The organism is Xenorhabdus sp. XBWT (genome assembly GCF_059072735.1).
This window is the reverse complement of the sequence record NZ_CM180990.1, coordinates 382,709-408,955: the sequence shown is the minus strand read 5'-3', so window position 1 is coordinate 408,955 and position 26,247 is coordinate 382,709. Positions and strand designations below refer to the sequence as shown.

Genomic DNA, 26,247 nt, shown 5'->3' with positions numbered 1-26,247 from the left:
CACAAGCAACGAAATCAATATACCCTTGGTATTTCAAGCTATAGCTTTGTTGGCTTAAACCCGAAATTCATTGAGTATGAAAATTTTGACCGAGGCTATTTGATCACTTACATCATTAGCATTTATCAAATGCCCAACCAAATTTAGAGAAACGCCCATCTTTTGCAAACAAGTTGATTGATTACATCGTGTTAAATTGCACCCTGTCACATTCTGGGATTGTAACCTTTCCATTTCTCAATGGAATTGCGAAAAGATTCGAAAGAAATAGCTACGCCCTTCCACTCCTCCCCGTGAATATTTTCACGGGATGATGTTTCACTTCTCTCTAGCCCTCAGCATATCCCGTTAAATAATCCCCCACATTTCCCTTATTCAGTGACAGGATAACAACGCGATGCAACTATCCGAATTCGATAAAAGATCCGCAGCAGATAAAAATCCCAAATTAGATAAAGCTGCGTTTCAGTCTGCATTCATACGCCAATGGCAACGTTTTGGCCTTGATTCAGCTCAGGAAATGACCCTGCATCAGCAATGGCAGGCTGTCAGTTCCGCCCTTTCTGAGTTACTCCCTTTTTCTTCTCAGCAAAAGCACGCCATACCATCCCCTGACGATCAGCGTCACGTGAACTATATCTCAATGGAGTTTTTGATAGGGCGCCTGACAGCTAATAACTTACTGAATCTTGGTTGGTACGATGATATACAAACTTATTTAGCGGAATATGGCATCATTTTAAGTGAGGTATTGGAAGAAGAAGCCGATCCCGCATTAGGTAATGGCGGATTGGGACGGCTGGCAGCTTGTTTTCTCGATTCAATGGCGACTCTCAATCAACCGGCTACGGGATATGGCCTAAATTATCAATATGGACTATTCCGCCAGTCTTTTGAACACGGGCAGCAAATTGAAGCACCCGATGATTGGGGAAGAAGCAGTTATCCGTGGTTTCGTCACAACACACAATTAAAAGTTAATGTCAGTTTTAGTGGCGAAATCATAAAAACCGCCGATGGACATGAAAAATGGGTTCCCGCATTTACTCTCATCGGTGAGGTCTGGGATTTACCGGTAATTGGGTATGGTAATGGTGTTACTCAGCCACTACGCCTATGGCAAGCGACATATGATAATCCCTTTGATCTCTCGCTTTTCAATGATGGGCAGTTCCTGCATGCCGAACAGCAAGGCATTGAAGCAGACAGCCTAACCAAGGTGCTCTACCCAAATGATAATCACCAAACGGGTAAACGCCTTCGTCTGATGCAACAGTATTTTCAATGTGCCTGCGCAGTAGCAGATATTCTGCGTCGCCACCAGCAAGCGGAACGTAAAATAGAAACACTGCCGCAATACGAAGTCATCCAGCTTAACGATACCCATCCCACAATCGCCATTCCTGAAATGATGCGGCTTTTGCTTGATGAACACCAATTAAGCTGGGAAACCGCATGGGAAATTACAGGGAGAACTTTTGCCTATACCAACCATACTTTGCTACCAGAAGGTTTGGAGCGTTGGGATGAATCCCTGATCCGCGAACTTTTGCCACGCCATCATCGCATCATTCACGAAATTAACCGACATTTTAAAAAAACCGTGGAGCAGACTTGGCCTAATAACCAACAAGTCTGGGAAAAACTGGCAGTTATCCATGATAATCAAGTCAGAATGGCTAATCTCTGCGTTGTCGCCTGCTTTGCTATTAACGGAGTCGCAGCACTACATTCATCCTTGATCGTGACAGATCTATTCCCCGAATATCATCAATTGTGGCCGACAAAATTCCACAATGTGACCAATGGAGTTACCCCTCGCCGTTGGTTAAAACAGTGTAATCCGGCGCTTTCTTCACTGATTAGCCAGACATTAAATTGCGAATGGGTTAATGACCTTAGTATTGTCAAACAACTTGAACCTTATGCTGATGACAGCGCATTCTGTTCAGCCTATCGAACCATCAAGCAAGAAAACAAAGCCCGTCTATCCAACTATGTAAATAAAGTAATAGGACTCAAACTTGATCCCCATGCCATTTTTGATGTGCAGATAAAACGCCTGCATGAATACAAACGCCAGCATCTGAACTTACTCCATATTCTGTCGCTTTACCGACAGATTCAGGAAAATCCGGAGCTGGATATCCATCCTCGTGTATTCCTATTTGGCGCTAAAGCTGCCCCTGGTTACTATCTGGCAAAAAATATTATTTCTGCGATAAATCACGCCGCCGAGAAGATCAATCATGATCCGATCGTCCGTGATCGCATCAAAATCGCTTTTATCCCCGATTACAATGTTTCTGTAGCAGAATTAATGATCCCAGCAGCAGATGTGTCTGAGCAAATATCTACGGCAGGCAAAGAAGCCTCTGGTACAGGTAACATGAAACTGGCCTTAAACGGTGCCCTGACTGTCGGAACATTGGATGGAGCAAATGTCGAAATTGCTGAACAAGTTGGAAATGACAATATTTTCATCTTCGGAAAGACGGTAGAAGAAGCCAAGGCCTTACTAAATAATGGCTATGACCCGCAAGATATTCTGCGGCAGGATCACCACCTGAAAGGCATACTGGATACCCTTTCCAAGGGTGAATTCAGCCATGGAAATACGCACGCATTTGACCTTATGCTGCATAGCCTGACTGACGGAGGTGATCCTTATTTAGTACTGGCTGACTTTGCCTCATACTGCCAGACTCATCAACAAATTGACACTCTGTACCGAGATACTCAGTCCTGGACACACAGTACCGTGCTTAATACAGCCCGAATGGGGAAATTTAGTTCTGACCGCACTATTCAGGATTATCAACAGCGCATCTGGCAGACCCAATAGGGGTTGAAAGATTGAGGGATTGAATATGAAAAATAAAAGCCTCAATGATTTGGCAACTGAGGCTGGCATTGCCAGCGAATATACTAATGCCTATGGAAAACAACAGGCCATTCCCACTGAAATCAGGCACCGCATATTGGAAGCCATGAGTGCAGATACACCGGTCAATAGACCGGTTTCTTCTCATATGCCTTCTTTACCTAACGTAAAAGTGATTACTCAAGGACAAACAGCCACCCTGCCTCTGAATGAGGCAGAAAATTACCAATGGCAGATATATACTGAACAAGGCGAAATATTTCATGGTCATTGCCAACAGCAATTCACATTGCCAATCGAGCTTCCTTTGGGATACCACACACTCACGCTGATAACAGAAGTGGAACAAGAAACTCTTTCCCAAAAACAATCCGTGCAACTTATTATCGCTCCCGAACGTTGCTACGAGCCAAAGGCACTAATACAAGATGAAAAACTTTGGGGTGCCTGCGTTCAGCTTTATACCCTACGTTCAGAGAATAACTGGGGAATTGGTGATTTTGATGACCTCAAATACATGCTGCAAGAACTAGCGCAACGTGGTGGCGATTTTGTTGGCTTAAATCCCCTGCATGCCATATATCCCGCAATGCCCGAAAGTGCCAGCCCTTACAGCCCGTCTTCCCGCCACTGGCTCAATATTATTTATATTGCAGTGAATCAGGTAGAAGACTTTAGGCAGAATGCCGAAGCCCAAATATGGTGGCACTCGCCGGAAACACAAAGCAAACTCCAGCAAGCCCGTCAAGCTGAGTGGGTCGATTATACTACCGTGATGGCACTGAAAATGGACGCACTTCGTCTGGCTTATCCACAATTTAAGAGTCGGCCCGACGATGATATTCAACAAATCGATTTTCAGACATTTGTGCTTAAGGGTGGTAAAAGTCTTTACTCTCAAGCAACTTACGATGCACTTCACCATCAACTATACGAAGAAAATAATGCTTACTGGGGCTGGCCTGTATGGCCGGAAAAATACCGTGAGCCAGACAGTGAAGCGGTTAAAGCATTTTGCCATTCACATCCACAGGAAGTCGCGTTTTTCCTTTGGTTACAGTGGCTGGCTGACACACAGCTTGCCAAGTGTTTTACGACAAGCCAGAACAATAATATGCCAATCGGTATTTATCGTGATCTTGCTGTGGGTGTAGCACAAGGCGGTTCAGAAACATGGTGTAACCGAAACATCTACTGCACTAAAGCATCAATAGGTGCACCACCCGATATTTTAGGGCCACGGGGACAAAATTGGGGGCTTCCACCAATGAATCCCCATGAATTAAAAGCTCAATCCTATCAGCCTTTCATTGAATTGCTACGCAGTAATATGAGCCATTGTGGTGCATTGCGCATTGATCATGTCATGTCTCTACTCAGGCTCTGGTGGATACCACAAGGCGAAACAGCAGATAAAGGTGTTTATGTCCATTATCCAGTTGATGATCTGCTGGCAATACTTGCTCTGGAAAGTCAACGTAATCATTGCATGGTAATTGGCGAAGATTTAGGAATTGTACCGGAAGAAATTGTTAATAAATTACGGGAACGAGCCGTTTACTCTTATAAAGTATTTTATTTTGAGCGCAACGAACAAGGTGAATACCGTTCTCCAGAAGAATATCCTCAGCAAGCCATGGCAACCATTACCACTCATGACTTACCTACTCTAGGTGGTTTCTGGCAAGCCAGAGATCTGAGCCTAGGTGAGTCCATCGGTTTATATCCTGATAAAACACTTCTCGCTGAGTTACATACTGATCGTAAACGCTGTAAGCAGGAATTATTAGCCAATTTAATCCGCCACGGTTATCTGCCAAAACCTGAAACACGACCTACAGAGAATGCTCAAAATGCATCGCAGCAAACTACATTATCGAAGCAAGCTGAGCTGCCCATGTCAGTCTCTATCAATCAAGCTATACATCGCTATATTGCCCATAGCAATTGCGCCCTATTAGGATTACAGCCTGAAGACTGGCTGGATATGGCAAATCCCGTCAATATCCCCGGCACTACGATGGAATATCCCAACTGGCGGCGAAAACTCACCACCACATTGGAAACAATGTTTGCAGATACGCATATTAACCAACTGCTGCAAGCAGTAGGAGAAGCCAGAAAGCAAAGTTTATAACTTGTTAAATTGTGTAGAAGGGAAAAAACAGTTTTCAGTTAACACCATGGCTATAATCAAGACCAGAAATATCACTTATATACTCTTCGTCTTTCAGATTGTAGCTTTGTTGACGACGCTTACTCACCCCAGTCACATAGTTATCTATGCTTCTGGGGATTTTTAACTTTAACCAACCATCAACCCTTCACGCCCCCCGAAGTCAATCCTCCGACTAACCAACGTTGGGCAAGTAAAAAAACCATAGTAATAGGAATGGCAGAAAGCACTGCGGCGGCGGCAAAATCGCCCCATAGATAGTTTTGAGGGTGAAGATATTGCTGCATACCGACAGCTAACGTGTAATTGTCTACGTCCTGTAGTAACAACGATGCAACGGGGACTTCAGTAATTACACCAATAAAAGACAAGATAAACACGACAGCCAATATCGGCACAGAAAGCGGCAGCAATATCAAACGGAAAACTTGCCACGATGATGCCCCATCCAACATAGCGGCTTCTTCCAGCGAGCGATCTATCGTTTCAAAATAACCTTTGATCGTCCATACATGCAGAGCTATCCCTCCCATATAGGCAAAAATCACTCCACCATGGGTATTGAGTCCGAGAAAAGGAATATATTCTCCCAACCGATCAAACAGGGCATATAGTGCTACCAACGAAAGTACTGCGGGGAACATCTGAAAAATCAACATACTTTTAAGTAAAACACTCTTACCGCGAAAACGCATTCTGGCAAACGCATACGCACAGGTAGTTGATAATGCAACAATTCCAGTCGCAGTAATAAATGCAACTTTCACCGAATTCCACAGCCACTGCATAACGGGAAATGGCGGGGGTATCATATGCCCATCAGAAGATTCTACGCTATAGCCAAGTGCGAGCTTCCAATGTTCCCATGAAATAGCGTCTGGGATGAGACTACCTGTCGCAAAATTTCCCGGACGCAAAGAAATAGCAATCACCATCAACAGAGGAAATAAAATCAAAGCGATAAAAGCCAGCATAAATAGATGTGTTATCCATACCCGCCAGCGTTGCGATTTGGGTTGCACCATCGCCATACTTTTCTCTCCTTAGTCAAATTTAATGCGAGTGGTTTTCAAATTGATGATGGCTAACGCACCCACTAACAAGAATATTAATGTCGCAATTGCTGCTGCCAGGCCAAAATCCTGCCCGCCACCACCTTCAAACGCAATACGGTAGGTATAACTCACCAAAAGGTCGGTATAACCCGCTGGAGTGGTTGTGCCAATATGATCTGGCCTACCATTGGTTAATAACTGAATCAGGACAAAATTATTGAAATTAAAAGCAAAGCTGGCAATCAGCAACGGCGTCAAAGGCTTAATCAATAATGGAAAGGTAATTTTGGTGAAGTTTTGCCATGGCCCTGCTCCATCAAGCGCCGATGCTTCATAGAGATCATTCGGGATCGCCTTTAGCAACCCCATACAGAGGATCATCATATAGGGATAGCCCAACCATGTATTTACGACAATCAACATCGTTCGAGCCAATATCGGATCTGCAAACCAGTCCGGTTTAAGGCCAAACAACCCATTCAATACCAGATTTATTTCACCAAAACTCTGATTAAACAAACCCTTGAAAATCAAAATTGAGATAAATGAAGGAACCGCATAAGGCAAAATAAGTAGTACACGGTAAATTGCTCGTCCCTTAAGGGCTTCCCACTGCATAATACAAGCGAGGATCATGCCTAGCGCAGCCGTTAAGCTAACTGTCAGCAAAGAAAAAAGCATCGTCCAGACAAAAATAGACAAAAAAGGTTTTTGAATACCTTCATCCTGCATCACCCGTAAAAAGTTTTTCCAACCAATAGGAACTGTGAATCCAGGACTCAATGTTTCTTTATCCCATCCTCCCTTAGCGTTAATGGATTGATAGAACCCTGTCTCCATATTCGGTCGATATTGTATGCCCGTTTTTTTATTCGTCAGTGTCGTTCCATCTTCGCTAAGGGAATAAAGGGGGTGTATAGCTGAAAACTGACGCAGGGAACTCATTCTCAACTTACTGCCATCGGGAAGAACAGCCACCAGTTGACCTAATACCTGCCGATGCTGGGTAATGGTACGAAGCGTCGCAGCATCACCTTCAAAATTTGTATCCTGTTCATGTAAAGGTAAAGTAATTTCTTCCGTCCCAGAGAATGAAAAAGGAGAAGATACCAGCCATTGAGAACTATCAGAGACGTTCAGCACTAAAACCCACTGTTCAGATACAGAATAAAGTTTGAAATTAAATGGCTGCCCTGCCTGATATTGACGACTCATTAGCAGAGTTTCAGCCCGTTCAAAAGTTAATTGATTAGTGCTGCTGTAATTTGTAAAGGCAATGGCAATCGTGCAGATAAGCGGAAATAGTATAAACAACCCTATCCCAGCAATTCCTGGATAGGTATAACGCCAAGCATAAGCCTTACGATTGGAAAAAATATAAATACCACTTCCCAGCAATACCAATGTCAGCATGGCGAACAGATATTCTCCCTTCGCATACATCAGTACAACCAGATAACCAGTACAAAGCAGACACAAACCAATAGCAGACCATTTCAGGACAGGGCTCTGCCACCATACTGTTTTTTCTAATGTCGCTGACATATTGCACTTCCTGTTACTATTTCTTTCCGGTAATTAAGCCCCTATTCAGATAGGCGCTAAGGCTCCTGATTTGAAAGGAGCCTGTCATTCGTTTATTTTGTTATTCTCGCTTCGGCATCATTGAGGGCAGCATCAACCTTTTGACGGCCGCTAGCCACATTAAGAACCGCGCTACGCATTGCGTACCAGAAGCTACTCATTTGTGAAATGTTCGGCATAATTTCGCCCCTTTGAGCATTTCCCATCGTGGCAGCAATACGAGGATCTTTTTCCAGGATTGCCTGATAAGATTTCAACGCCACGGCTCCCAACGGCTTATCTTTATCCATCATTGCCAAACCTTCGTTTGTGAGCAGATAGTTTTCCAAAAACTCTTTCGCCAGTTCTTTATTTGGACTGGCTGCATTTATTCCTGCGGTTAAGATGCCAACAAAGGGTTTAGAAGGATTTCCTTTGAAAGTTGGCAATAAAGTAACTCCGTAATTAATCTTGCTTTTATCTATATTTGCCCATGCCCACGGCCCATTGATAGTCATCGCTGTTTTGCCTTTATTGAAGGTGGCTTCAGCAATAGAATAATCAATATCAGCATTGAGATGTTTATTTTTGATTAAATCAGCCAGAAACTGCATCCCTGCCTTAGAACCTGAATTATTAACACCACTATCTTTAACGTTATAGGTGCCATTTTCTGCCTTAAATGCATATCCACCATCAGCTGCAATTAACGGCCAGGTGAAATAAGGCTCCTGCAAATTAAACATAATTGCACTTTTATTTTGCTTTTTCAGTTCATTATCTAGGGCAGGAATTTCTTCCCATGTTTTTGGAGGGGATTTGATCAAATCTTTATTGTAGATAAGGGAGAGTGCTTCAACTGCGACAGGATACCCCATCAATTTTCCGTCATAACGAACGGCATCCCATGTAAAAGGGAATAGCTTATTGATAAAAGAATTATCAGGTGTAATTTCAGTGACCAAACCTGATTGAGCATAACCACCAAAACGGTCATGAGCCCAGAAAATAATATCCGGCCCATCTCCGGTCGCTGCAATCTGGGTATATTTTTCTTCCAGTTTATCGGGATGCTCAACAACGACAGAAATTCCCGTTTCTTTTGCAAATTTTTCACCGACCTGTGCCAGTCCGTTATAGCCTTTATCACCATTAATCCAAATCACCAGCTTGCCTTCTTCAAGCTTTGCAACAGCAGGAGCAGACAGCATCCAAGTCGTCAAAACGGAAAACATCAGAGTGCGGGTACCCACTCTCAATATTTTTTTTGTCATTATTCCGTCCTTTTTATCAATTGTCAGTTCAGGATGACCTACTTTATTACTAACTGTATTACTAACTGTTTCATTACTAGTTGCTTCACTACATGACTAGAAAATGGTTCCCAGTGTGCTGTCAACGAGGAAAATACTCATCCTCCCTTGTTCTACGCCTTAAACAAAATGAGTGTGAGCCAGCTTACAAAAATAATTAAAATCAGAACGTTAATACTAATATGGCATCATTTTATGCGACTCAAATCACATCTTATTTAATAATTTATTCTTCCAATACCTAATCGCCTTAATCTCGTCATCCTGATTCCTCCCCCCACAAAAAACTCTGGGATGGAGGATTCTCATGCCTATTATTTTGTACACAATTCTGCTATCAATTTTTACTGGATGCCTTATACGGTGGATAGGAAACAAATAGAAAACTGAGGTGGCAAATCCGAGGGAGGGAGCACATGTCCAGCGTCACATTCCGCAATGTATCTAAATCATATGGTGAAACAGTCATCTCTAGAGATCTCAATCTTGATATTCAGGAGGGAGAATTTGTCGTATTTGTTGGCCCATCTGGGTGTGGAAAATCGACGCTACTCAGGATGATCGCGGGATTAGAAGACATCACATCCGGTGATTTGCTCATCGCAGGGAAGCGAATGAATGATATCCCACCAGCCAAACGCAGCATTGGCATGGTTTTTCAGTCTTATGCGCTATATCCTCATTTATCCGTTGCAGACAACATGTCATTTGGCATGAAGCTGGCAGGGGCCAAAAAAAACGATATTCAAAAGCGAGTACAACAGGTCGCAGAAACCCTCCAGCTAGCCCATCTGCTGGATCGTCGTCCCAAAGCATTGTCTGGTGGGCAGCGTCAGCGGGTTGCTATTGGCCGAACACTCGTTGCCGAACCAAATATTTTTTTGTTGGATGAGCCTCTTTCCAATCTGGATGCTGCTTTACGTGTGCAGATGAGAATTGAGATTTCGCGCCTGCATAAACGTCTGCAACGTACGATGATCTATGTAACCCATGATCAAACCGAAGCGATGACTCTGGCAGATAAGATTGTTGTGCTGGAGGGGGGAAATATTGCTCAAGTCGGCAAACCTCTTGAAATCTATCACTACCCTGCCAATCGCTTTGTTGCAGGTTTTATTGGTTCGCCGAAAATGAATTTCCTGCCAGTAAAAGTCTCCGCTATTGCCGTCGATCAGGTACAAATAATTTTGCCTAATGGTCAGCCTGTCTGGTTACCTGTCGAAAGTAAGGGACTCACAGTTGGAAACAATGTATCTCTGGGTATCCGCCCTGAACATCTTTTGCCTAATGATGTAGCCGATGTTACGTTAGAGGGGACAGTGCAGATCGTAGAACAACTGGGCAATGAAACTCAGATCCACATCCGCATACCTGCCATTCATCAAAATTTGGTTTATCGCCAGCCTGATATTGTTCTCGTGGAAGAAGGAGTGAACTTTACTATCGGGTTAGCTCCCCACCGCTGTCATCTTTTCCGTGAAGATGGAAGCGCATGCCAGCGTTTACATAAAGAACCCGGAGTCTAAATCTGCGGCTACCAAAAATAACAGGAGAATTATTATGCGTATACTGCCTCTCTCATTGGCTATGTTCACTGGTTTATTATCCATACAGGCTGCTGCTGTAGATTTCCACGGCTATGCCCGTTCAGGCATTGGCTGGGCAAGCCGTGGTGGTGAACAGAAATGTACCCCGACCACGGGTGCCCAAAGTAAGTACCGCCTCGGCAACGAATGCGAGACCTACGCAGAACTTAAGTTAGGACAAGAATTATGGAAAGATGGTGACAAACGTTTCTACTTTGATACCAACTTAGCTTACTCGGTCGCTCAGGAAAAAGATTGGGAAACCACTAACCCTGCATTTCGTGAAGCTAACGTGCAAGCAACCAATATCATTGAATGGTTGCCTGGCGCAACAATGTGGGCTGGTAAACGTTTCTACCAGCGACACGATGTACATATGATCGATTTCTATTACTGGGATATTTCCGGTCCTGGCGCAGGTTTAGAAAATGTCGATCTCGGTTTTGGTAAGCTGTCCTTCGCTGTCACCCGTAATACAGAAGAAGGCGGTTCGTATGGTTGGATTGCAAGCGGACGTAAGCAGACTCCAACCTCAAATGATGTTTTCGATATACGGTTAGCCAACTTACCTGTCAATGCTGGTGGTACACTGGAATTTGGTATTGATTATGGACGTGCTAATGCACGCAAGGGATACCAGCTTGATAACAAGGCATCCAAAAATGGTGTGATGCTGACTGCAGAACATACCCAAAGCATGTTCGGTGGCTTCAATAAATTTGTCTTACAATACGCAACTGATGCGATGACCTCCAGCAACAATGGCCGCTCCGAAGGAGCCAGTGTCAATAATGACGGACATATGTTGCGCATTCTGAATCATGGCGCCATCAGTCTCACAAATAAATGGGATCTCATGTATGTTGCCATGTACCAGAATATTGACCGTGACAATAACAACGGCAGCACATGGTACACCGTTGGTGTCCGCCCAATGTATAAGTGGACACCAATAATGAGTACCTTGATGGAAGTTGGCTATGACAATGTGAAATCTCAACGTACCAAAGCCAACAATGATCAGTACAAAATTACTCTGGCTCAACAATGGCAAGCCGGCGACAGTATCTGGTCACGCCCAGCAATTCGTGTATTTGCCACTTACGCCAAATGGAATGAAAAATGGGGTTATACCAACGGAGTGGCTTACCGTGATACGACAGCACATCAATTCAGCCGTGGTAAAAATGACGAGTTTACGTTTGGTGCCCAATTTGAGGCTTGGTGGTAATGAAAAAGAAATTACTTTCATTTTGTTACGGCGCTTTGCTTTGTAACCTAATTCCTACTGTAAGTTATGCTGCATCAGATACTGTAAAATCTGATACAGCAATAACTCATAGAACAGGATCTGGCGTAGAAACAATCAAAGATATTGCATCGGTTCTACCCCTGCCAACCTTACAAAGATTACAATGGCAGCCAATTAATACTTATGCCACACAGACTATTAGTCTTGATAGTTCATCACAACAACTTAATGATGGAAATATTCGTGGGGCAATAGCTACATTTGCTCTACCGGCTAATCAAGGTTCATTGGAAGTCACACTAAATAGTTTGGTTAAGGATAAACAAGTATATTCGCCAAATGTTTTAATATTTGATGAACAACTACGCCCTGCTGCTTTTTACCCAAGCCATTATTTTCGCTATCAACAGCCGGGTATTATGTCCGTCGATAGACTGGAAGGCACATTAAAACTAACACCTGCATTGGGACAACAGAGAATTTATCTGCTGGTTTATACTACGCTTGCTGATTTAAAGACCTCGACACAAATGACCGACCCTGCTAAAGCCTATGCTCAAGGAGTCGGAAACGTAGTCCCCAATATTCCTGACCCCATCGCCCGCCATACAGAAACCGGGACTTTAGCTCTACAAGTTAAATCAGAACGTGATGCGGGCAATATATTGATTGGTCAAATATTTTCTACACCAGCACCAAAACCGCTCACTGTCGGCTCTACACAAACATTATCTGCACCTGTGATAACACCGGCTACAGTTACGTTGCAACCTGCTACTACCACAATTAAGCCTGTACTGAACGATACCGAACAGTATTTTAATGACGCCATTAAGAAGGCAATTAGCAATGGTGATATTGATAAGGCATTAAAATTTTTGGATGAAGCAGAACGCCTGGGTTCCCCAACTGCACGGGAAACTTTTATCAAGATGATAAAAAACAAAAAATAGATTGAGTTACCAAATAATTATATTCTCGTTGTACTTCAATACACATTCATTATCTCCCCGCGCTGAGGGGAGATAATAAGCAGTTTTCGTCTTACGAGCCGCAACTTGAAGTTTATAGGGTATAAAGAAATATTTAACTTAAGATCCCAGCGAAATAGGCTATTAAAAGACTTTCTTATTCAAATATCTTCTTATTTTTCCACGGAATTTAAAAACCAAACAAATAAAAATCAACAATAACAAGATATTGAAAATAAACTTAGGCATTATGAATAAAAATATAATACAGCATAAAACACCTATAGAAAGCAATGAAATAACAATATCCTTCATGGTAATCTCAAATATCCAGGCAAAAAACTTGATAATACACTTTATGAAGTCATAAAAAATTTCCAATATTAATGCCAAGAAATCCATAATTTCCATCCTCAGAAAAAATTATCACATTAAGAGTGACCAACTATTATTTATCGACTAAATGATTTTATATCTTACATTCTATTATCAATCGGTTGCAAAGACATTGGATCTGGATTATTAACAATCATTCTTGCCATTTTTTCAATGGGATCTGTCCGTAATATATATAACCGTTTCAAAGAAAATGGGTTATCTCCCAGTTTTACTTTGCCTTGTATCGTAGTGACAGCTAAATGAAACCCAGCTTTTTCAGCAGATTTCATTGCTTTTAGATTGTATCCACCAAAAGGGTAAGAGAGATAAAGCACATGTGGATTAAATTGCGACAAGGCACGTCTCGAACGTTCAAAATCATATAAAATAGTATTACTTGACCGACTAAATAATATGGGCTGTTTCTCTTTTCCTAAACGATGCAGAAAATGAGTATGAGATTGGAAATCAAACACATCCTGCATAGCATATAATTCAGAAAGGCCAGTAAATTGTAAACTATCAGGATTCCATTTTTGTGGATAGCGTTTAATTCGGGATGAAATAATAAAGAATGTCGCTTTCTGGTTATTCTTTTTCAAAATGGGGTAAGCATAACGGTAAACGGATTTTAACCCATCATCGAAAGTCAAACCAACCACTTTTGCTGGTAAATTAATCGTACTATTTAAATAGCCCTCCAGTTCATACAATGAAATAGTCGTGTAACCTGCCTGTTTCAAGTAATCCATCTGCTCACGAAAAGCCGTCAGAGACGTCGTTGTTGAGGTGTGGCGAAAACGTTTATTCTCTTTATCACGAAGAATATGGTGATAAGTTAACAGAGGAATACCATTGTCCAGTTCAGCATCCCGATCACTAATGTAACCCAGTCGATCCCCGAAATTAATTTCATACCAAGTATGGTATGAATGATCACGTAATTTGTCTAAAATCGGGTAGCGGAGATTTCCCGTCAAAACTGCAATTGGTTTGCTATCAGTTTCAGGTGTGCTATGGACTTGAGCTGCTTTAAAAATCACCAAATTTTGAGAGGCTTTCTTGTGAAGAATATCGAAGGAATCTCTGGGAAATGCAGATTTCTTTATTTCCTTTAAATTTCCTTTGGCAACATAGCCACTACCATTACCAAAATGGAATTCATAATAATCACTTTCTTCTCCTGTTTCTTTAATAGCTTGTAAAATTTGTCCTTTTTTGATTACTCCAACCTCAATAACATGCTCACCTACCCAAGCATAGATTTCACTATCTCTTATCATCTCCATATAACGGTAGCTTGGCTGGCTATGATGTTGCGCTAAAACCGGATTGGAAAAACACATCAAAAACGGTAAGGAAACTATTGCAATCACATGAACGATTCGTCTCATTTTTATTTTTCATCCAAAAAAATGCCCTCTACTAAGAGAGGGCATTTCACGATTAGCTATACATATAGAGTATGCTACTCATCACGATATTACTCGTTATTGCTGCTACCGAAACCTGCATTCAACAATTCAGCAAGGTTTGCGGTTGCTTCATCAACGCTAACTTGTGGCGCTTCGGTCACTTCATTTTCGTGACGGCGGCGGATACGATCCTGATGGTAGGCATAACCTGTACCGGCAGGGATCAAACGACCAACGATGACGTTCTCTTTCAGGCCACGCAGCTCATCACGTTTACCTGCAACAGCAGCTTCAGTCAGTACGCGGGTTGTTTCCTGGAACGAAGCCGCAGAGATGAAGGATTCTGTTGCCAGTGATGCTTTGGTGATACCCAACAGATCACGTTGGAAAGTCGCAGGTACTTTACCATCCTGCTCCAGCTTACGGTTCGCGACTTTAACTCGCGCGTATTCAACCTGCTCACCTTCAAGGAATTCAGAGCTACCCGCATTTGCGATAGTTGCTTTACGCAACATCTGACGAACGATAACTTCGATGTGTTTATCGTTAATCTTAACGCCTTGCAGACGGTAAACTTCCTGCACTTCATTGGTGATGTAACGAGCAACCGCATGAACACCACGCAGGCGCAGAATGTCATGTGGAGACTCTGGGCCATCGGAGATAACATCACCGCGTTCAACAACCTCACCTTCGAACACGTTGAGCTGACGCCATTTAGGGATCATCTCTTCATATGCGTCACTACCATCCAGCGGGCTGATCACCAGACGACGTTTACCTTTGGTTTCTTTACCGAAGGAAACGATACCGCTGATTTCTGCCAGAATAGCAGGTTCTTTCGGGCGACGAGCTTCGAACAAATCTGCAACGCGTGGCAGACCACCGGTGATATCTTTAGTACCGCCAGATTCCTGAGGAATACGTGCCAGCGTATCACCCGCAGAGATAGAGATGCCATCTTCCAGCTGAACAATCGCTTTACCCGGCAGGAAGTACTGAGCTGGCATATCTGTACCTGAGATCAGAACGTCGTTACCTTGAGCATCTACGATTTTCAGTGCCGGACGCAGGTCTTTACCACTACCGGTACGCTCTGCACTATCCAGAACCACCAGTGAAGACAGGCCGGTCAATTCGTCCGTCTGACGGGTGATGGTCTGGCCATCAACCATGTCGTAGAACTGGATGATACCGGACACTTCACTCACGACTGGCATGGTATGTGGATCCCAGTTTGCAACGGTTTCACCGCCGGTTACTGCCTCACCATCACCTTTCGCCAATACCGAGCCGTAAGGCACTTTATAGCTTTCTTTCGTACGACCGAAATCATCGATCAGGCGCAATTCGGTATTACGGGAAGTAATAACCAGTTTGCCTGCTGAGTTCGTCACGAATTTCGCGTTGCTCAGTTTCAGATGACCTTTGTTGCGTACCTGAATGCTGGATTCTGCTGCCGCACGAGATGCCGCACCACCGATGTGGAACGTACGCATCGTCAGCTGTGTACCCGGCTCACCGATTGACTGTGCCGCGATAACACCAACAGCTTCACCTTTGTTGATACGGTGACCACGAGCAAGGTCACGACCGTAACAGTTCGCACAAACACCGAAGTCAGTTTCACAGCTTACTACGGAACGTACTTTCACACTGTCAACGGAGTTTTCTTCTAACAGATCACACCATTTTTCGTTCAGCAGAGTATTACGCTCTACCAGAATGTCCGCAGTGCCTGGTTTCAGAACATCTTCAGCCGTTACACGACCCAATACGCGCTCACGCAGTGGTTCTTTAACATCACCACCTTCGATAACCGGAGTCATCAGGATACCGTTGTGAGTGCCACAATCATCTTCAGTCACGACCAAATCTTGGGCAACATCAACCAGACGACGGGTCAGGTAACCGGAGTTCGCGGTTTTCAATGCCGTATCCGCAAGACCTTTACGAGCACCGTGGGTTGAGATGAAGTACTGGAGTACGTTCAGACCTTCACGGAAGTTCGCGGTGATTGGTGTTTCGATAATCGAACCATCTGGAGTTGCCATCAAGCCACGCATACCCGCCAACTGACGAATCTGAGCAGCAGAACCACGCGCACCGGAATCGGCCATCATAAAGATGTTGTTGAAAGAAACCTGCTGTTCTTCTTCACCGTTACGGTTAATAACAGTTTCAGTAGACAGATTTTCCATCATCGCTTTAGCAACACGTTCGTTCGCCGCAGCCCAGATATCGATAACCTTGTTATAACGTTCGCCAGCAGTTACCAAACCAGACTGGAACTGTTCCTGAATTTCGGCCACTTCAGCTTCCGCTTCAGCGATGATGCCTTCTTTCTTCTCAGGAATAACCATGTCATCGATACCTACAGACACCCCTGAACGGGCAGCGTAAGCAAAACCGGTATACATGGTCTGGTCAGCTAAGATAACTGTTGGTTTCAGGCCCAGTATGCGGTAACAGGTATTCAGCATTCTGGAAATTGCTTTTTTACCCAGCGCTTGGTTAATCAGTGAATATGGCAGACCTCTCGGTACGATCATCCACAGGATGGCACGACCGATAGTGGTATCAACCAAACCTGTATTAACAGTAACATTGCCTTCGCCATCTCTCACTTCTTCAGTGATACGAACTTTAACGCGAGCGTGCAGAGAAGCCAGACCTGCGCGGTAAACACGCTCTGCTTCTTTAGGCCCACTCAGAACCATGCCTTCGCCTTTCGCGTTAACACAGTCACGGGTCATGTAGTACAAACCCAATACAACGTCCTGAGATGGAACGATGATTGGTTCACCGCTCGCTGGAGACAGGATGTTGTTGGTAGACATCATCAACGCACGCGCTTCCAACTGGGCTTCCAGTGTCAACGGTACGTGAACAGCCATCTGGTCACCATCGAAGTCGGCGTTATACGCCGCACACACCAATGGGTGCAACTGGATAGCCTTACCTTCGATCAGAACAGGTTCAAATGCCTGAATACCCAAACGGTGAAGGGTAGGTGCACGGTTCAGCAGAACCGGGTGCTCACGGATCACTTCATCCAGGATATCCCATACGACGGCTTCTTCACGCTCAACCATTTTCTTGGCTGCTTTGATGGTAGTCGCCAGACCACGCAATTCCAGCTTGCCGTAAATGAATGGTTTGAACAGCTCCAGAGCCATCTTCTTAGGAAGACCACACTGATGCAGACGCAGGTATGGACCTACGGTAATTACAGAACGACCTGAGTAGTCAACACGTTTACCTAGAAGGTTCTGACGGAAACGACCTTGTTTACCCTTGATCATGTCAGCCAAGGATTTCAGAGGACGTTTGTTGGAACCGGTAATTGCACGACCGCGACGGCCGTTGTCCAGCAGCGCATCAACCGCTTCCTGCAACATACGTTTTTCGTTACGTACGATGATGTCTGGCGCAGCCAGATCCAGCAGGCGTTTCAGACGGTTATTACGGTTAATAACTCGGCGATACAGATCGTTCAGGTCTGAAGTTGCGAAACGACCGCCATCCAGTGGAACCAGTGGACGCAGATCCGGTGGCAGAACTGGCAGAACGGTCAGAACCATCCACTCTGGCTTGTTACCAGACTGAATGAAAGCTTCCAGCAGTTTAATACGCTTGGTCAGCTTCTTGCGCTTGGTTTCAGAGTTGGTTTCGTTCAACTCTTCACGCAGGGTTTCACACTCGTTTTCCAGATCCATGTTTTTCAGCAAAGACTGGATCGCTTCTGCGCCCATTTTTGCGTCAAATTCATCACCGAACTCTTCCAACGCATCCAGATACTGTTCTTCAGTCAGGATCTGTCTACGCTCAAGATTGGTCATGCCGCCTTCAACAACCACATAGGATTCGAAGTACAATACGCGTTCAATATCGCGCAGAGGCATGTCCAGCAATAAACCGATGCGGGATGGCAGAGATTTCAGGAACCAAATGTGAGCGGTTGGAGATGCCAGCTCGATGTGACCCATACGTTCACGACGAACTTTAGTCTGGGTGACTTCAACGCCACATTTCTCACAAATCACACCACGGTGTTTTAAACGCTTATATTTACCACACAAGCATTCATAATCTTTTACTGGCCCGAAAATACGTGCGCAGAAAAGACCGTCACGCTCAGGCTTGAACGTACGGTAGTTAATAGTTTCCGGCTTTTTTACTTCCCCGAATGACCATGAACGGATCATATCTGGAGAGGCCAGAGCAATTTTGATCGCATCAAACTCTTCGGTCTTAGTTTGCGCTTTCAGAAACTTCAATAAGTCTTTCACGAAATAGCTCCTGTCGGAGTTAGACCTGTTAGGTGAGCGGCCCATGCCACTCACCTCTATAACCAGCATACCCTTCGTCTTTCAAGTTGCAGCTTTGTTGGCTGCGCTCACTCACCCCTGTCACATAGTTATCTATGCTCCCAGGGGATTAATGAAAGGCTCCTGCCTTTCACCGGAGGCCAGCCTTTGGCTGGGCAAATTCGTTCCCGACGAATTTGTCATTCCCTTGCCGTCGCGCTGCATCTTGAAATCCATTGGGTATATAATCACTGGCGGGAAAACGGTTTATTCGTCTTCCAGCTCGATGTTGATACCCAACGAACGGATTTCTTTCAGCAATACGTTGAAAGATTCCGGCATGCCTGGTTCCATCTGGTGGTTACCATCCACGATGTTTTTATACATCTTGGTACGACCGTTAACATCGTCGGATTTAACTGTGAGCATTTCTTGCAGGGTGTACGCAGCACCGTATGCTTCCAATGCCCACACTTCCATCTCACCGAAGCGCTGACCACCGAACTGTGCCTTACCACCCAGCGGCTGCTGAGTAACCAAACTGTAAGAACCGGTAGAACGGGCGTGCATCTTGTCATCAACCAAGTGGTTCAATTTCAGCATGTACATGTAACCAACAGTTACTTGACGCTCAAATTGTTCACCGGTGCGACCATCAAACAGTGTGATCTGACCAGAAGTCGGCAAGCCACCCAATTTCAACAGCTCTTTAATTTCGGTTTCTTTCGCACCGTCAAAGACTGGCGTTGCAATTGGCATACCTTTTTTCAGGTTTTCTGCCAAACGCATCACTTCTTCGTCGGTGAAAGTGCTCAAATCAACTTTCTGACGAGTATCGTCACCCAAATCATAAGCTTTCTGGATGAATTCACGCAGTTTGGCAACTTCTTGCTGCTGTTTCAGCATCGCATTGATCTTGTCACCAATGCCTTTTGCCGCCATACCCAAGTGAGTTTCCAGAATCTGACCGATGTTCATACGTGATGGTACGCCCAGCGGGTTCAATACGATGTCTACCGCTGTTCCGTTTTCATCGTAAGGCATGTCTTCGATCGGGTTAATTTTGGAGATAACACCCTTGTTACCGTGACGACCAGCCATCTTGTCACCAGGCTGTATCTGACGTTTCACAGCCAGATACACTTTGACAATTTTCAGTACGCCTGGTGCCAAATCATCGCCTTGTGTGATCTTACGGCGTTTAGCATCCAGTTTTTTCTCGAACTCTGCTTTCAGTTCGTCATACTGTTCTGCCAGCTGCTCCAGCTGATTTTGTTTTTCTTCATCAGCCAGGCCCAGCTCCAACCAGCGTCCACGAGGCAGCTTACTGAGTTTTTCCGCTTCAACCCCACCGGAAACCAGCACGGAGTTAATACGGGCAAACAGGCCAGCTTCGAAAATTTGCAGTTCTTCCGTCAGGTCTTTTTTCGCCTGACGCAGCTGCATCTCTTCGATTTCCAACGCACGCTTATCTTTCTCTACGCCATCACGAGTAAAGACCTGTACGTCAATAACCGTACCGGAAACACCGTTTGGTACGCGCAGTGAAGAATCTTTCACATCAGATGCTTTCTCACCGAAGATCGCACGCAGCAGTTTTTCTTCTGGTGTCAGCTGAGTTTCGCCTTTCGGTGTCACTTTACCAACCAGAATGTCGCCGCCTTTCACTTCCGCACCGATATAAACGATACCGGACTCGTCCAGCTTAGACAGTGCAGCTTCACCCACGTTAGGGATGTCGGCTGTGATCTCTTCTGGTCCCAGTTTGGTGTCACGAGACACACAAGCCAGTTCCTGAATGTGAATAGTGGTGAAACGGTCTTCCTGAACAACACGTTCAGATACGAGGATGGAGTCTTCGAAGTTATAACCATTCCATGGCATGAATGCCACGCGCATGTTCTGACCCAGTGCCAGCTCACCTAAATCGGTAGATGGACCATCAGCCAGTACGTCACCACGCTCTACCAATTCGCCCAGAGAAACACATGGCATCTGATTGATGCAGGTGTTCTGGTTAGAACGGGTATATTTGGTCAGGTTGTAGATATCAATGCCCGCTTCACCCGCGTACATTTCATCTTCGTTAACTTTGATTACAATACGGGATGCGTCAACGTACTGAACCACACCACCACGTTTAGCAACAGAGGTTACACCGGAGTCAACCGCTACTGCACGTTCCATGCCTGTACCAACCAACGGCTTGTCAGCGCGCAGAGTCGGGACTGCCTGACGTTGCATGTTCGCACCCATCAAGGCACGGTTGGCGTCATCATGTTCAAGGAATGGGATCAAGGAAGCACCGACGGACACGATCTGTTGTGTCGAAACGTCCATGTACTGGACTTGATCACGGTTGAACAAGCTGGATTCATCGTAATGACGGCAAGTGACCAATTCTTCTACGAAGTGGCCTTCTTCATCCAATACGGAGTTAGCCTGTGCAATAACATAGTTACCTTCTTCGATCGCAGACAGGTAGTGAATTTCATCGGTCACTACACCATCACGAACTAAACGGTAAGGGGTTTCAAGGAAACCGTACTCATTGGTACGCGCATAAACGGACAATGAGTTAATCAGACCGATGTTCGGACCTTCAGGCGTTTCGATTGGACATACACGACCATAGTGGGTTGGGTGTACGTCTCGAACTTCAAAGCCTGCACGCTCACGGGTCAGACCGCCTGGACCCAACGCAGAAATACGGCGTTTATGAGTAATTTCAGACAGTGGGTTGTTCTGATCCATGAACTGGGACAACTGGCTGGAACCAAAGAACTCTTTCACCGCCGCAGAAATCGGTTTCGCGTTGATCATGTCTTGTGGCATCAAAGTATCCAGATCGCCCAGAGACAGACGCTCTTTCACTGCACGCTCAACACGTACCAGACCAACACGGAACTGGTTTTCAGCCATTTCGCCAACGGAACGGATACGACGGTTGCCCAAATGGTCGATATCGTCGACTTCACCTTTACCGTTACGGATATCGATGAGCTTCTTCATCACGTCAATGATGTCTTCTTTGCTCAGGATACCGGAACCTTCAACCTCTTCACGATCCAGTGAACGGTTGAATTTCATGCGGCCAACCGCAGACAGATCGTAACGATCTTCAGAGAAGAACAGGTTCTCAAACAGATTCTCTGCAGCTTCACGTGTCGGTGGTTCACCCGGACGCATCATACGATAGATTTCAACCAGTGCGCTCAGGCGATCATTGGTTGAGTCAATACGCAGAGTTTCGGAAATGTATGCACCATGATCCAGATCGTTGGTAAACAGGGTCTCGATAGATTTGTGACCAGACTGACTAAGATGCGCCAGCAGATCCAAAGAGAGTTCCATGTTAGCAGCACAGATGATTTCACCTGTGTTCTGGTCGATGTAATCTTTTGCTACAACCTTACCAGCGATATATTCAACAGGTACCTCAATGCAGTTTACCTGATCTTTTTCTAACTGGCGGATATGGCGAGCGGTAATACGGCGGCCTTTTTCAACATAGACCTTGCCATTCGCTTCGATATCAAATGAAGCGGTCTCGCCACGCAGACGTTCTGGAACCAGAGTCATCTGCAATTTGTTGTCGCGAATTTCGAAAACGGTTTTGTTGAAGAACAGGTTCAGGATTTCTTCAGTAGAGTAACTCATCGCGCGCAAAATAATCGAAGCCGGTAATTTACGACGGCGGTCGATACGTACAAACAAGTTATCTTTTGGATCAAATTCGAAATCTAACCATGAACCACGGTAAGGGATGATACGTGCGTTATACAGTACCTTACCGGATGAATGGGTTTTACCCTTATCACTGTCAAAGAAAACGCCTGGGCTACGATGCAACTGAGATACGATAACGCGCTCAGTACCGTTGATAACGAAAGTCCCGTTATCAGTCATGAGTGGAATTTCACCCATGTAGACTTCTTGCTCTTTGATGTCTTTGACTGTGCCTTCTGGCGCTTCGCGCTCATAGATCACCAGACGCAGTTTAACGCGCAGCGGTGCGGAATAAGTAACACCACGGATCTGACACTCTTGAACATCAAAAACAGGCTCGCCAAGACGGTAGCTTACATATTGCAGCTCAGAATTGCCGCTATAGCTCTGAATTGGGAACACAGAACGGAAGGCCGCTTCAAGTCCATTCTGGCCTTCAGGATCTTGCTCGATAAACTTCTGGAACGAGTCAAGTTGGATAGAAAGAAGGTATGGAACATCCAAAACTTGTGGACGTTTACCAAAATCCTTACGAATACGTTTTTTCTCGGTATAGGAGTAAACCATAGGGTTCCTCAGCTCGCTGATAAGTGACCCACTCTGCCCGCCCTTAAGGACAGCTCTCTGCAACACTATTTTTTCGAACAGAAAATAGAATATTTTCCGTAACACTCATTGCCATTACTCTTAAATCATTTCATTGCGTTACCTGACTACCGAGCTACCCGAGTGGATCGTAGCTGAGAACGCAGTATATTAAGTCGTCAATAGAAAGAAGTATTCTGGGTTCATTAACAGCTAAACAGTGTGAAATGCTGTTAACTCCCTACATAACGCCTTTCAGGTTATATTGCTTTCAGGCAATATATCTTGCAGGCAATATGATTTGGCTTTCAGACAATGCTGTTAAAACAAGGCCATTAACCACAAACCTTACAAACAATGTCCTTACAGCGCAAAAAGGCTGGCGATTAAAAAATCGCCAGCCGCCAGCCTTAACAAATCAGGCTGCGAACTTCAAACTGATCTTACTTGATCTCAACAGAAGCACCTGCTTCTTCCAGAGATTTTTTCAGAGCTTCAGCGTCATCTTTGCTGATGCCTTCTTTCAGTGCTGCTGGTGCGCTTTCAACCAGGTCTTTAGCTTCTTTCAGACCCAGGCCAGTTGCGCCGCGTACTGCTTTGATTACAGCAACTTTGTTAGCACCAATGCCAGTCAGGATTACGTCGAATTCAGTTTTTTCTTCAACTGCTTCAGCAGCACCACCAACTACAGCAACAGCTGCAGCAGCAGAAACGCCGAATTTTTCTTCCATCATGCTGATCAGTTCAACAACGTCCATTACAGACATTTCTGCAACTGCGTCCAGAATTTGTTCTTTAGTGATAGACATAACAAGTGTTCCTAAAATTCAGAAAAAGTTTATACGTTAAAAAGCAACGAAGGAAATAGCCAATTAAGCTGCTTCTTTCTGATCGCGTAGCGCAGCCAGAGTGCGAACCAGTTTGCCTGCGGAGGCTTCTTTCATGGTTGCCATCAGGCGTGCAATTGCTTCATCGTAAGTTGGGAGTGTCGCCAGACGATCGATATTTGATCCTGGGATAAACTCACCTTCAAAGGCTGCCGCTTTAATCTCGAATGCTGGATTCGCTTTCGCGAAATCTTTGAACAGACGAGCAGCTGCGCCCGGATGTTCAGAAGAGAAAGCAATCAAGGTTGGACCAACAAACGCTTCTTTCAGGCACTCATATTCAGTACCTTCAACAGCACGACGCAGCAGGGTATTACGTACAACACGTACGCTAACACCAGCTTCACGGCATGCTTTACGCAGTTCAGTCATTTTATCTACGGTAACGCCGCGAGAATCCGCAACAACCGCAGACAGCGCGCCTTTGGCTACTTCGCTGACTTCAGCAACAATCGCTTGTTTGTCTTGAAGATTTAGTGCCATTAGCTTCTTGCTCCTGGATTAACCGGGAAAACCCGGAACTCACTTCACTCAAAGCACAGGATGTGCCTGAGCGCTAAAACACGGTGAGCAGAATCCAGAAAATAAATTTCATTTGGCTCTGTCACCGTCTACGCAGGATATTAAGTAAGTAATTTCTACGTACTTACGCCTGCGGTCTTGGACGGGGCTTGGATTAAGGCCAAGCTCCAACCGAAAACTTGTTATTTGCCGATAGCCCCTTATTTTTCAAAGGTGATGTGTCATTAAACACACAATCAGGCAAATTTTAAGCGTCAGATTTTAGACAAATCTGACGCTAAGGTAAAGCGTTATCTCAGCTTATAATGATTAAGCTGCTGATGCGTTCAGACCAGACTGGTCGATCGCAACACCTGCACCCATGGTAGTGGACAGGCTAACTTTCTTAATGTAAACGCCTTTAGCAGAAGATGGCTTGGCTTTTTTCAGCGCAACCAACAGAGCTTCCAGGTTTTCTTGCAGTTTGTCAGCGTCGAAGTCAACTTTACCGATGGTGGTGTGGATGATACCGTTCTTGTCGTTACGGTAACGAACCTGACCAGCTTTAGCGTTTTGTACCGCTTCAGCAACGTTAGGAGTTACAGTACCAACTTTAGGGTTTGGCATCAGGCCACGTGGACCCAGGATTTGGCCCAGCTGACCAACAACACGCATTGCATCTGGAGATGCGATAACTACGTCGAAGTTCATCTCGCCTTTCTTAATCTGTTCAGCCAGATCTTCCATACCTACCAGTTCTGCGCCAGCAGCTTTAGCCGCTTCAGCATTTGCACCCTGAGTAAATACAGCAACACGTACTGAACGACCGGTACCGTGTGGCAACACAGTTGCACCACGAACGTTTTGGTCAGATTTACGAGCATCGATGCCAAGATTAACAGCTACGTCAACGCTTTCTACAAATTTAGCGGTAGCAAGTTCTTTCAGCAGAGCAACAGCTTCGTTGATGTCATATTGTTTAGTTGCATCAACTTTTTCACGGATAGTGCGCATGCGCTTAGTCAGTTTAGCCATTGATTAACCCTCCACTACCAGACCCATGGAACGAGCAGTACCTTCGATTGAACGCATCATCGCGTCAACATCAGCACCAGTCATATCCGCAGCTTTAGTTTCAGCAATCTCACGAATCTGAGCGCTGGTTACTTTACCAACTTTGTCTTTGTTCGGCTTGCCGGAACCAGACTTGACACCCGCTGCTTTTTTCAGCAGAACTGCCGCTGGTGGGGTTTTGGTAACGAAAGTGAAAGAACGGTCCGCATAAACAGTAATAACAACTGGAATTGGCAGGCCTTTTTCAATGCTTTCAGTTTTAGCATTGAACGCTTTACAGAATTCCATGATGTTAACACCCTGCTGACCCAGTGCTGGGCCAACTGGTGGGCTTGGGTTAGCCATACCAGCCGCAACTTGCAGCTTAACGTAGGCTTGTACTTTCTTAGCCATCTTATTTCCTCTATATGGGTCTTATCGCCTCAAAGCGAGGCTCCCCTGACAATTTAGGCCCCGTCTATAAAGACCAGACCACTTAAAACTTTTACCTAAGTTATCTAGAAAACATGATTAAAAAATAATGCCTAGATAAAAACAAAAGGCGCGAAATTGTATGCTAATTTCACAC

15 protein-coding genes are annotated in these 26,247 nt (G+C 44.8%); 5 read left to right on the top strand and 10 right to left on the bottom strand.

The features are described from left to right. Window positions 1–397: 397 nt before the first annotated feature. Both malP and malQ read left to right on the top strand, forming a co-directional pair. Window positions 398–2,845: a maltodextrin phosphorylase gene (gene malP, locus AC5JQI_RS01750; protein WP_493913509.1), complete on the top strand. Its 2,448-nt coding sequence runs from the start codon at window positions 398–400 to the stop codon at window positions 2,843–2,845. A gap of 25 nt (window positions 2,846–2,870) precedes the next feature. Next, a complete protein-coding gene (malQ, locus tag AC5JQI_RS01745) occupies window positions 2,871–5,021 on the top strand; it encodes a 4-alpha-glucanotransferase (RefSeq protein ID WP_493913508.1) in 2,151 nt (716 codons plus the stop codon). Window positions 5,022–5,200: 179 nt separating this feature from the next. Here malQ and malG read toward each other — a convergent pair whose 3' ends face one another. The 3 genes from malG to malE all read right to left on the bottom strand — a co-directional run bounded on the left by malG (window position 5,201) and on the right by malE (window position 8,952). Beyond that, window positions 5,201–6,091: a maltose ABC transporter permease MalG gene (malG, locus tag AC5JQI_RS01740; RefSeq protein WP_237386782.1), complete on the bottom strand. Its 891-nt coding sequence runs from the start codon at window positions 6,089–6,091 to the stop codon at window positions 5,201–5,203. A 12-nt stretch (window positions 6,092–6,103) separates the two neighbouring features. Beyond that, window positions 6,104–7,660: a maltose ABC transporter permease MalF gene (malF, locus tag AC5JQI_RS01735; RefSeq protein ID WP_493913507.1), complete on the bottom strand. Its 1,557-nt coding sequence runs from the start codon at window positions 7,658–7,660 to the stop codon at window positions 6,104–6,106. 92 nt (window positions 7,661–7,752) lie between these two features. After that, window positions 7,753–8,952 (bottom strand): maltose/maltodextrin ABC transporter substrate-binding protein MalE, encoded by a 1,200-nt coding sequence (gene malE / locus AC5JQI_RS01730; protein ID WP_493913506.1) that lies wholly within the window; start codon window positions 8,950–8,952, stop codon window positions 7,753–7,755. Window positions 8,953–9,407: 455 nt separating this feature from the next. Here malE and malK point away from each other — a divergent pair, with 455 nt between their 5' ends. Genes malK through malM form a run of 3 tightly spaced genes read left to right on the top strand, consistent with a single transcriptional unit; the run spans window position 9,408 to window position 12,782 of the window. After that, window positions 9,408–10,517 carry a maltose/maltodextrin ABC transporter ATP-binding protein MalK gene (gene malK, locus AC5JQI_RS01725; protein ID WP_237386779.1) on the top strand — a complete coding sequence of 370 codons (1,110 nt, stop codon included), beginning with the start codon at window positions 9,408–9,410 and terminating at the stop codon, window positions 10,515–10,517. A gap of 34 nt (window positions 10,518–10,551) precedes the next feature. After that, window positions 10,552–11,808: a maltoporin gene (locus AC5JQI_RS01720; RefSeq protein ID WP_493913505.1), complete on the top strand. Its 1,257-nt coding sequence runs from the start codon at window positions 10,552–10,554 to the stop codon at window positions 11,806–11,808. Next, window positions 11,808–12,782, top strand: a complete 975-nt coding sequence (malM, locus tag AC5JQI_RS01715) for a maltose operon protein MalM (RefSeq protein ID WP_493913504.1) — start codon at window positions 11,808–11,810, stop codon at window positions 12,780–12,782. The genes AC5JQI_RS01720 and malM overlap by 1 nt, the downstream gene beginning before the upstream one ends. Before the next feature lie 494 nt (window positions 12,783–13,276). Here malM and AC5JQI_RS01710 read toward each other — a convergent pair whose 3' ends face one another. The 7 genes from AC5JQI_RS01710 to rplK all read right to left on the bottom strand — a co-directional run bounded on the left by AC5JQI_RS01710 (window position 13,277) and on the right by rplK (window position 26,072). After that, a complete protein-coding gene (locus tag AC5JQI_RS01710) occupies window positions 13,277–14,572 on the bottom strand; it encodes a polysaccharide deacetylase family protein (RefSeq protein WP_493913503.1) in 1,296 nt (431 codons plus the stop codon). 89 nt (window positions 14,573–14,661) lie between these two features. Continuing rightward, a complete protein-coding gene (gene rpoC / locus AC5JQI_RS01705; RefSeq protein ID WP_237386776.1) occupies window positions 14,662–18,885 on the bottom strand; it encodes a DNA-directed RNA polymerase subunit beta' in 4,224 nt (1,407 codons plus the stop codon). A gap of 285 nt (window positions 18,886–19,170) precedes the next feature. Further along, window positions 19,171–23,199 carry a DNA-directed RNA polymerase subunit beta gene (gene rpoB, locus AC5JQI_RS01700; RefSeq protein WP_493913502.1) on the bottom strand — a complete coding sequence of 1,343 codons (4,029 nt, stop codon included), beginning with the start codon at window positions 23,197–23,199 and terminating at the stop codon, window positions 19,171–19,173. A 461-nt stretch (window positions 23,200–23,660) separates the two neighbouring features. Further along, entirely contained in the window at window positions 23,661–24,026 is a 366-nt protein-coding gene (gene rplL / locus AC5JQI_RS01695) for a 50S ribosomal protein L7/L12 (protein ID WP_493913501.1), read from the bottom strand. A gap of 63 nt (window positions 24,027–24,089) precedes the next feature. Then, on the bottom strand, window positions 24,090–24,587 hold the full coding sequence (gene rplJ, locus AC5JQI_RS01690; protein ID WP_237386773.1) for a 50S ribosomal protein L10: 498 nt from the start codon (window positions 24,585–24,587) through the stop codon (window positions 24,090–24,092). Between the two features lie 348 nt (window positions 24,588–24,935). Beyond that, complete coding sequence (gene rplA, locus AC5JQI_RS01685; RefSeq protein WP_237386772.1) at window positions 24,936–25,640, bottom strand: 50S ribosomal protein L1; 705 nt, start codon at window positions 25,638–25,640, stop codon at window positions 24,936–24,938. Window positions 25,641–25,643: 3 nt separating this feature from the next. Then, entirely contained in the window at window positions 25,644–26,072 is a 429-nt protein-coding gene (gene rplK, locus AC5JQI_RS01680; protein WP_038237931.1) for a 50S ribosomal protein L11, read from the bottom strand. Window positions 26,073–26,247 lie beyond the last annotated feature (175 nt).

What these genes read in the sequence shown, in the direction of transcription:
- malP (WP_493913509.1), top strand. Translation starts at nt 398, where the DNA reads ATGCAACTATCCGAATTCGATAAAAGATCCGCAGCAGATAAAAATCCC.
- malQ (WP_493913508.1), top strand. Translation starts at nt 2,871, where the DNA reads ATGAAAAATAAAAGCCTCAATGATTTGGCAACTGAGGCTGGCATTGCC.
- malG (WP_237386782.1), bottom strand. Translation starts at nt 6,091, where the DNA reads ATGGCGATGGTGCAACCCAAATCGCAACGCTGGCGGGTATGGATAACA.
- malF (WP_493913507.1), bottom strand. Translation starts at nt 7,660, where the DNA reads ATGTCAGCGACATTAGAAAAAACAGTATGGTGGCAGAGCCCTGTCCTG.
- malE (WP_493913506.1), bottom strand. Translation starts at nt 8,952, where the DNA reads ATGACAAAAAAAATATTGAGAGTGGGTACCCGCACTCTGATGTTTTCC.
- malK (WP_237386779.1), top strand. Translation starts at nt 9,408, where the DNA reads ATGTCCAGCGTCACATTCCGCAATGTATCTAAATCATATGGTGAAACA.
- AC5JQI_RS01720 (WP_493913505.1), top strand. Translation starts at nt 10,552, where the DNA reads ATGCGTATACTGCCTCTCTCATTGGCTATGTTCACTGGTTTATTATCC.
- malM (WP_493913504.1), top strand. Translation starts at nt 11,808, where the DNA reads ATGAAAAAGAAATTACTTTCATTTTGTTACGGCGCTTTGCTTTGTAAC.
- AC5JQI_RS01710 (WP_493913503.1), bottom strand. Translation starts at nt 14,572, where the DNA reads ATGAGACGAATCGTTCATGTGATTGCAATAGTTTCCTTACCGTTTTTG.
- rpoB (WP_493913502.1), bottom strand. Translation starts at nt 23,199, where the DNA reads ATGGTTTACTCCTATACCGAGAAAAAACGTATTCGTAAGGATTTTGGT.
- rplL (WP_493913501.1), bottom strand. Translation starts at nt 24,026, where the DNA reads ATGTCTATCACTAAAGAACAAATTCTGGACGCAGTTGCAGAAATGTCT.
- rplJ (WP_237386773.1), bottom strand. Translation starts at nt 24,587, where the DNA reads ATGGCACTAAATCTTCAAGACAAACAAGCGATTGTTGCTGAAGTCAGC.
- rplA (WP_237386772.1), bottom strand. Translation starts at nt 25,640, where the DNA reads ATGGCTAAACTGACTAAGCGCATGCGCACTATCCGTGAAAAAGTTGAT.
- rplK (WP_038237931.1), bottom strand. Translation starts at nt 26,072, where the DNA reads ATGGCTAAGAAAGTACAAGCCTACGTTAAGCTGCAAGTTGCGGCTGGT.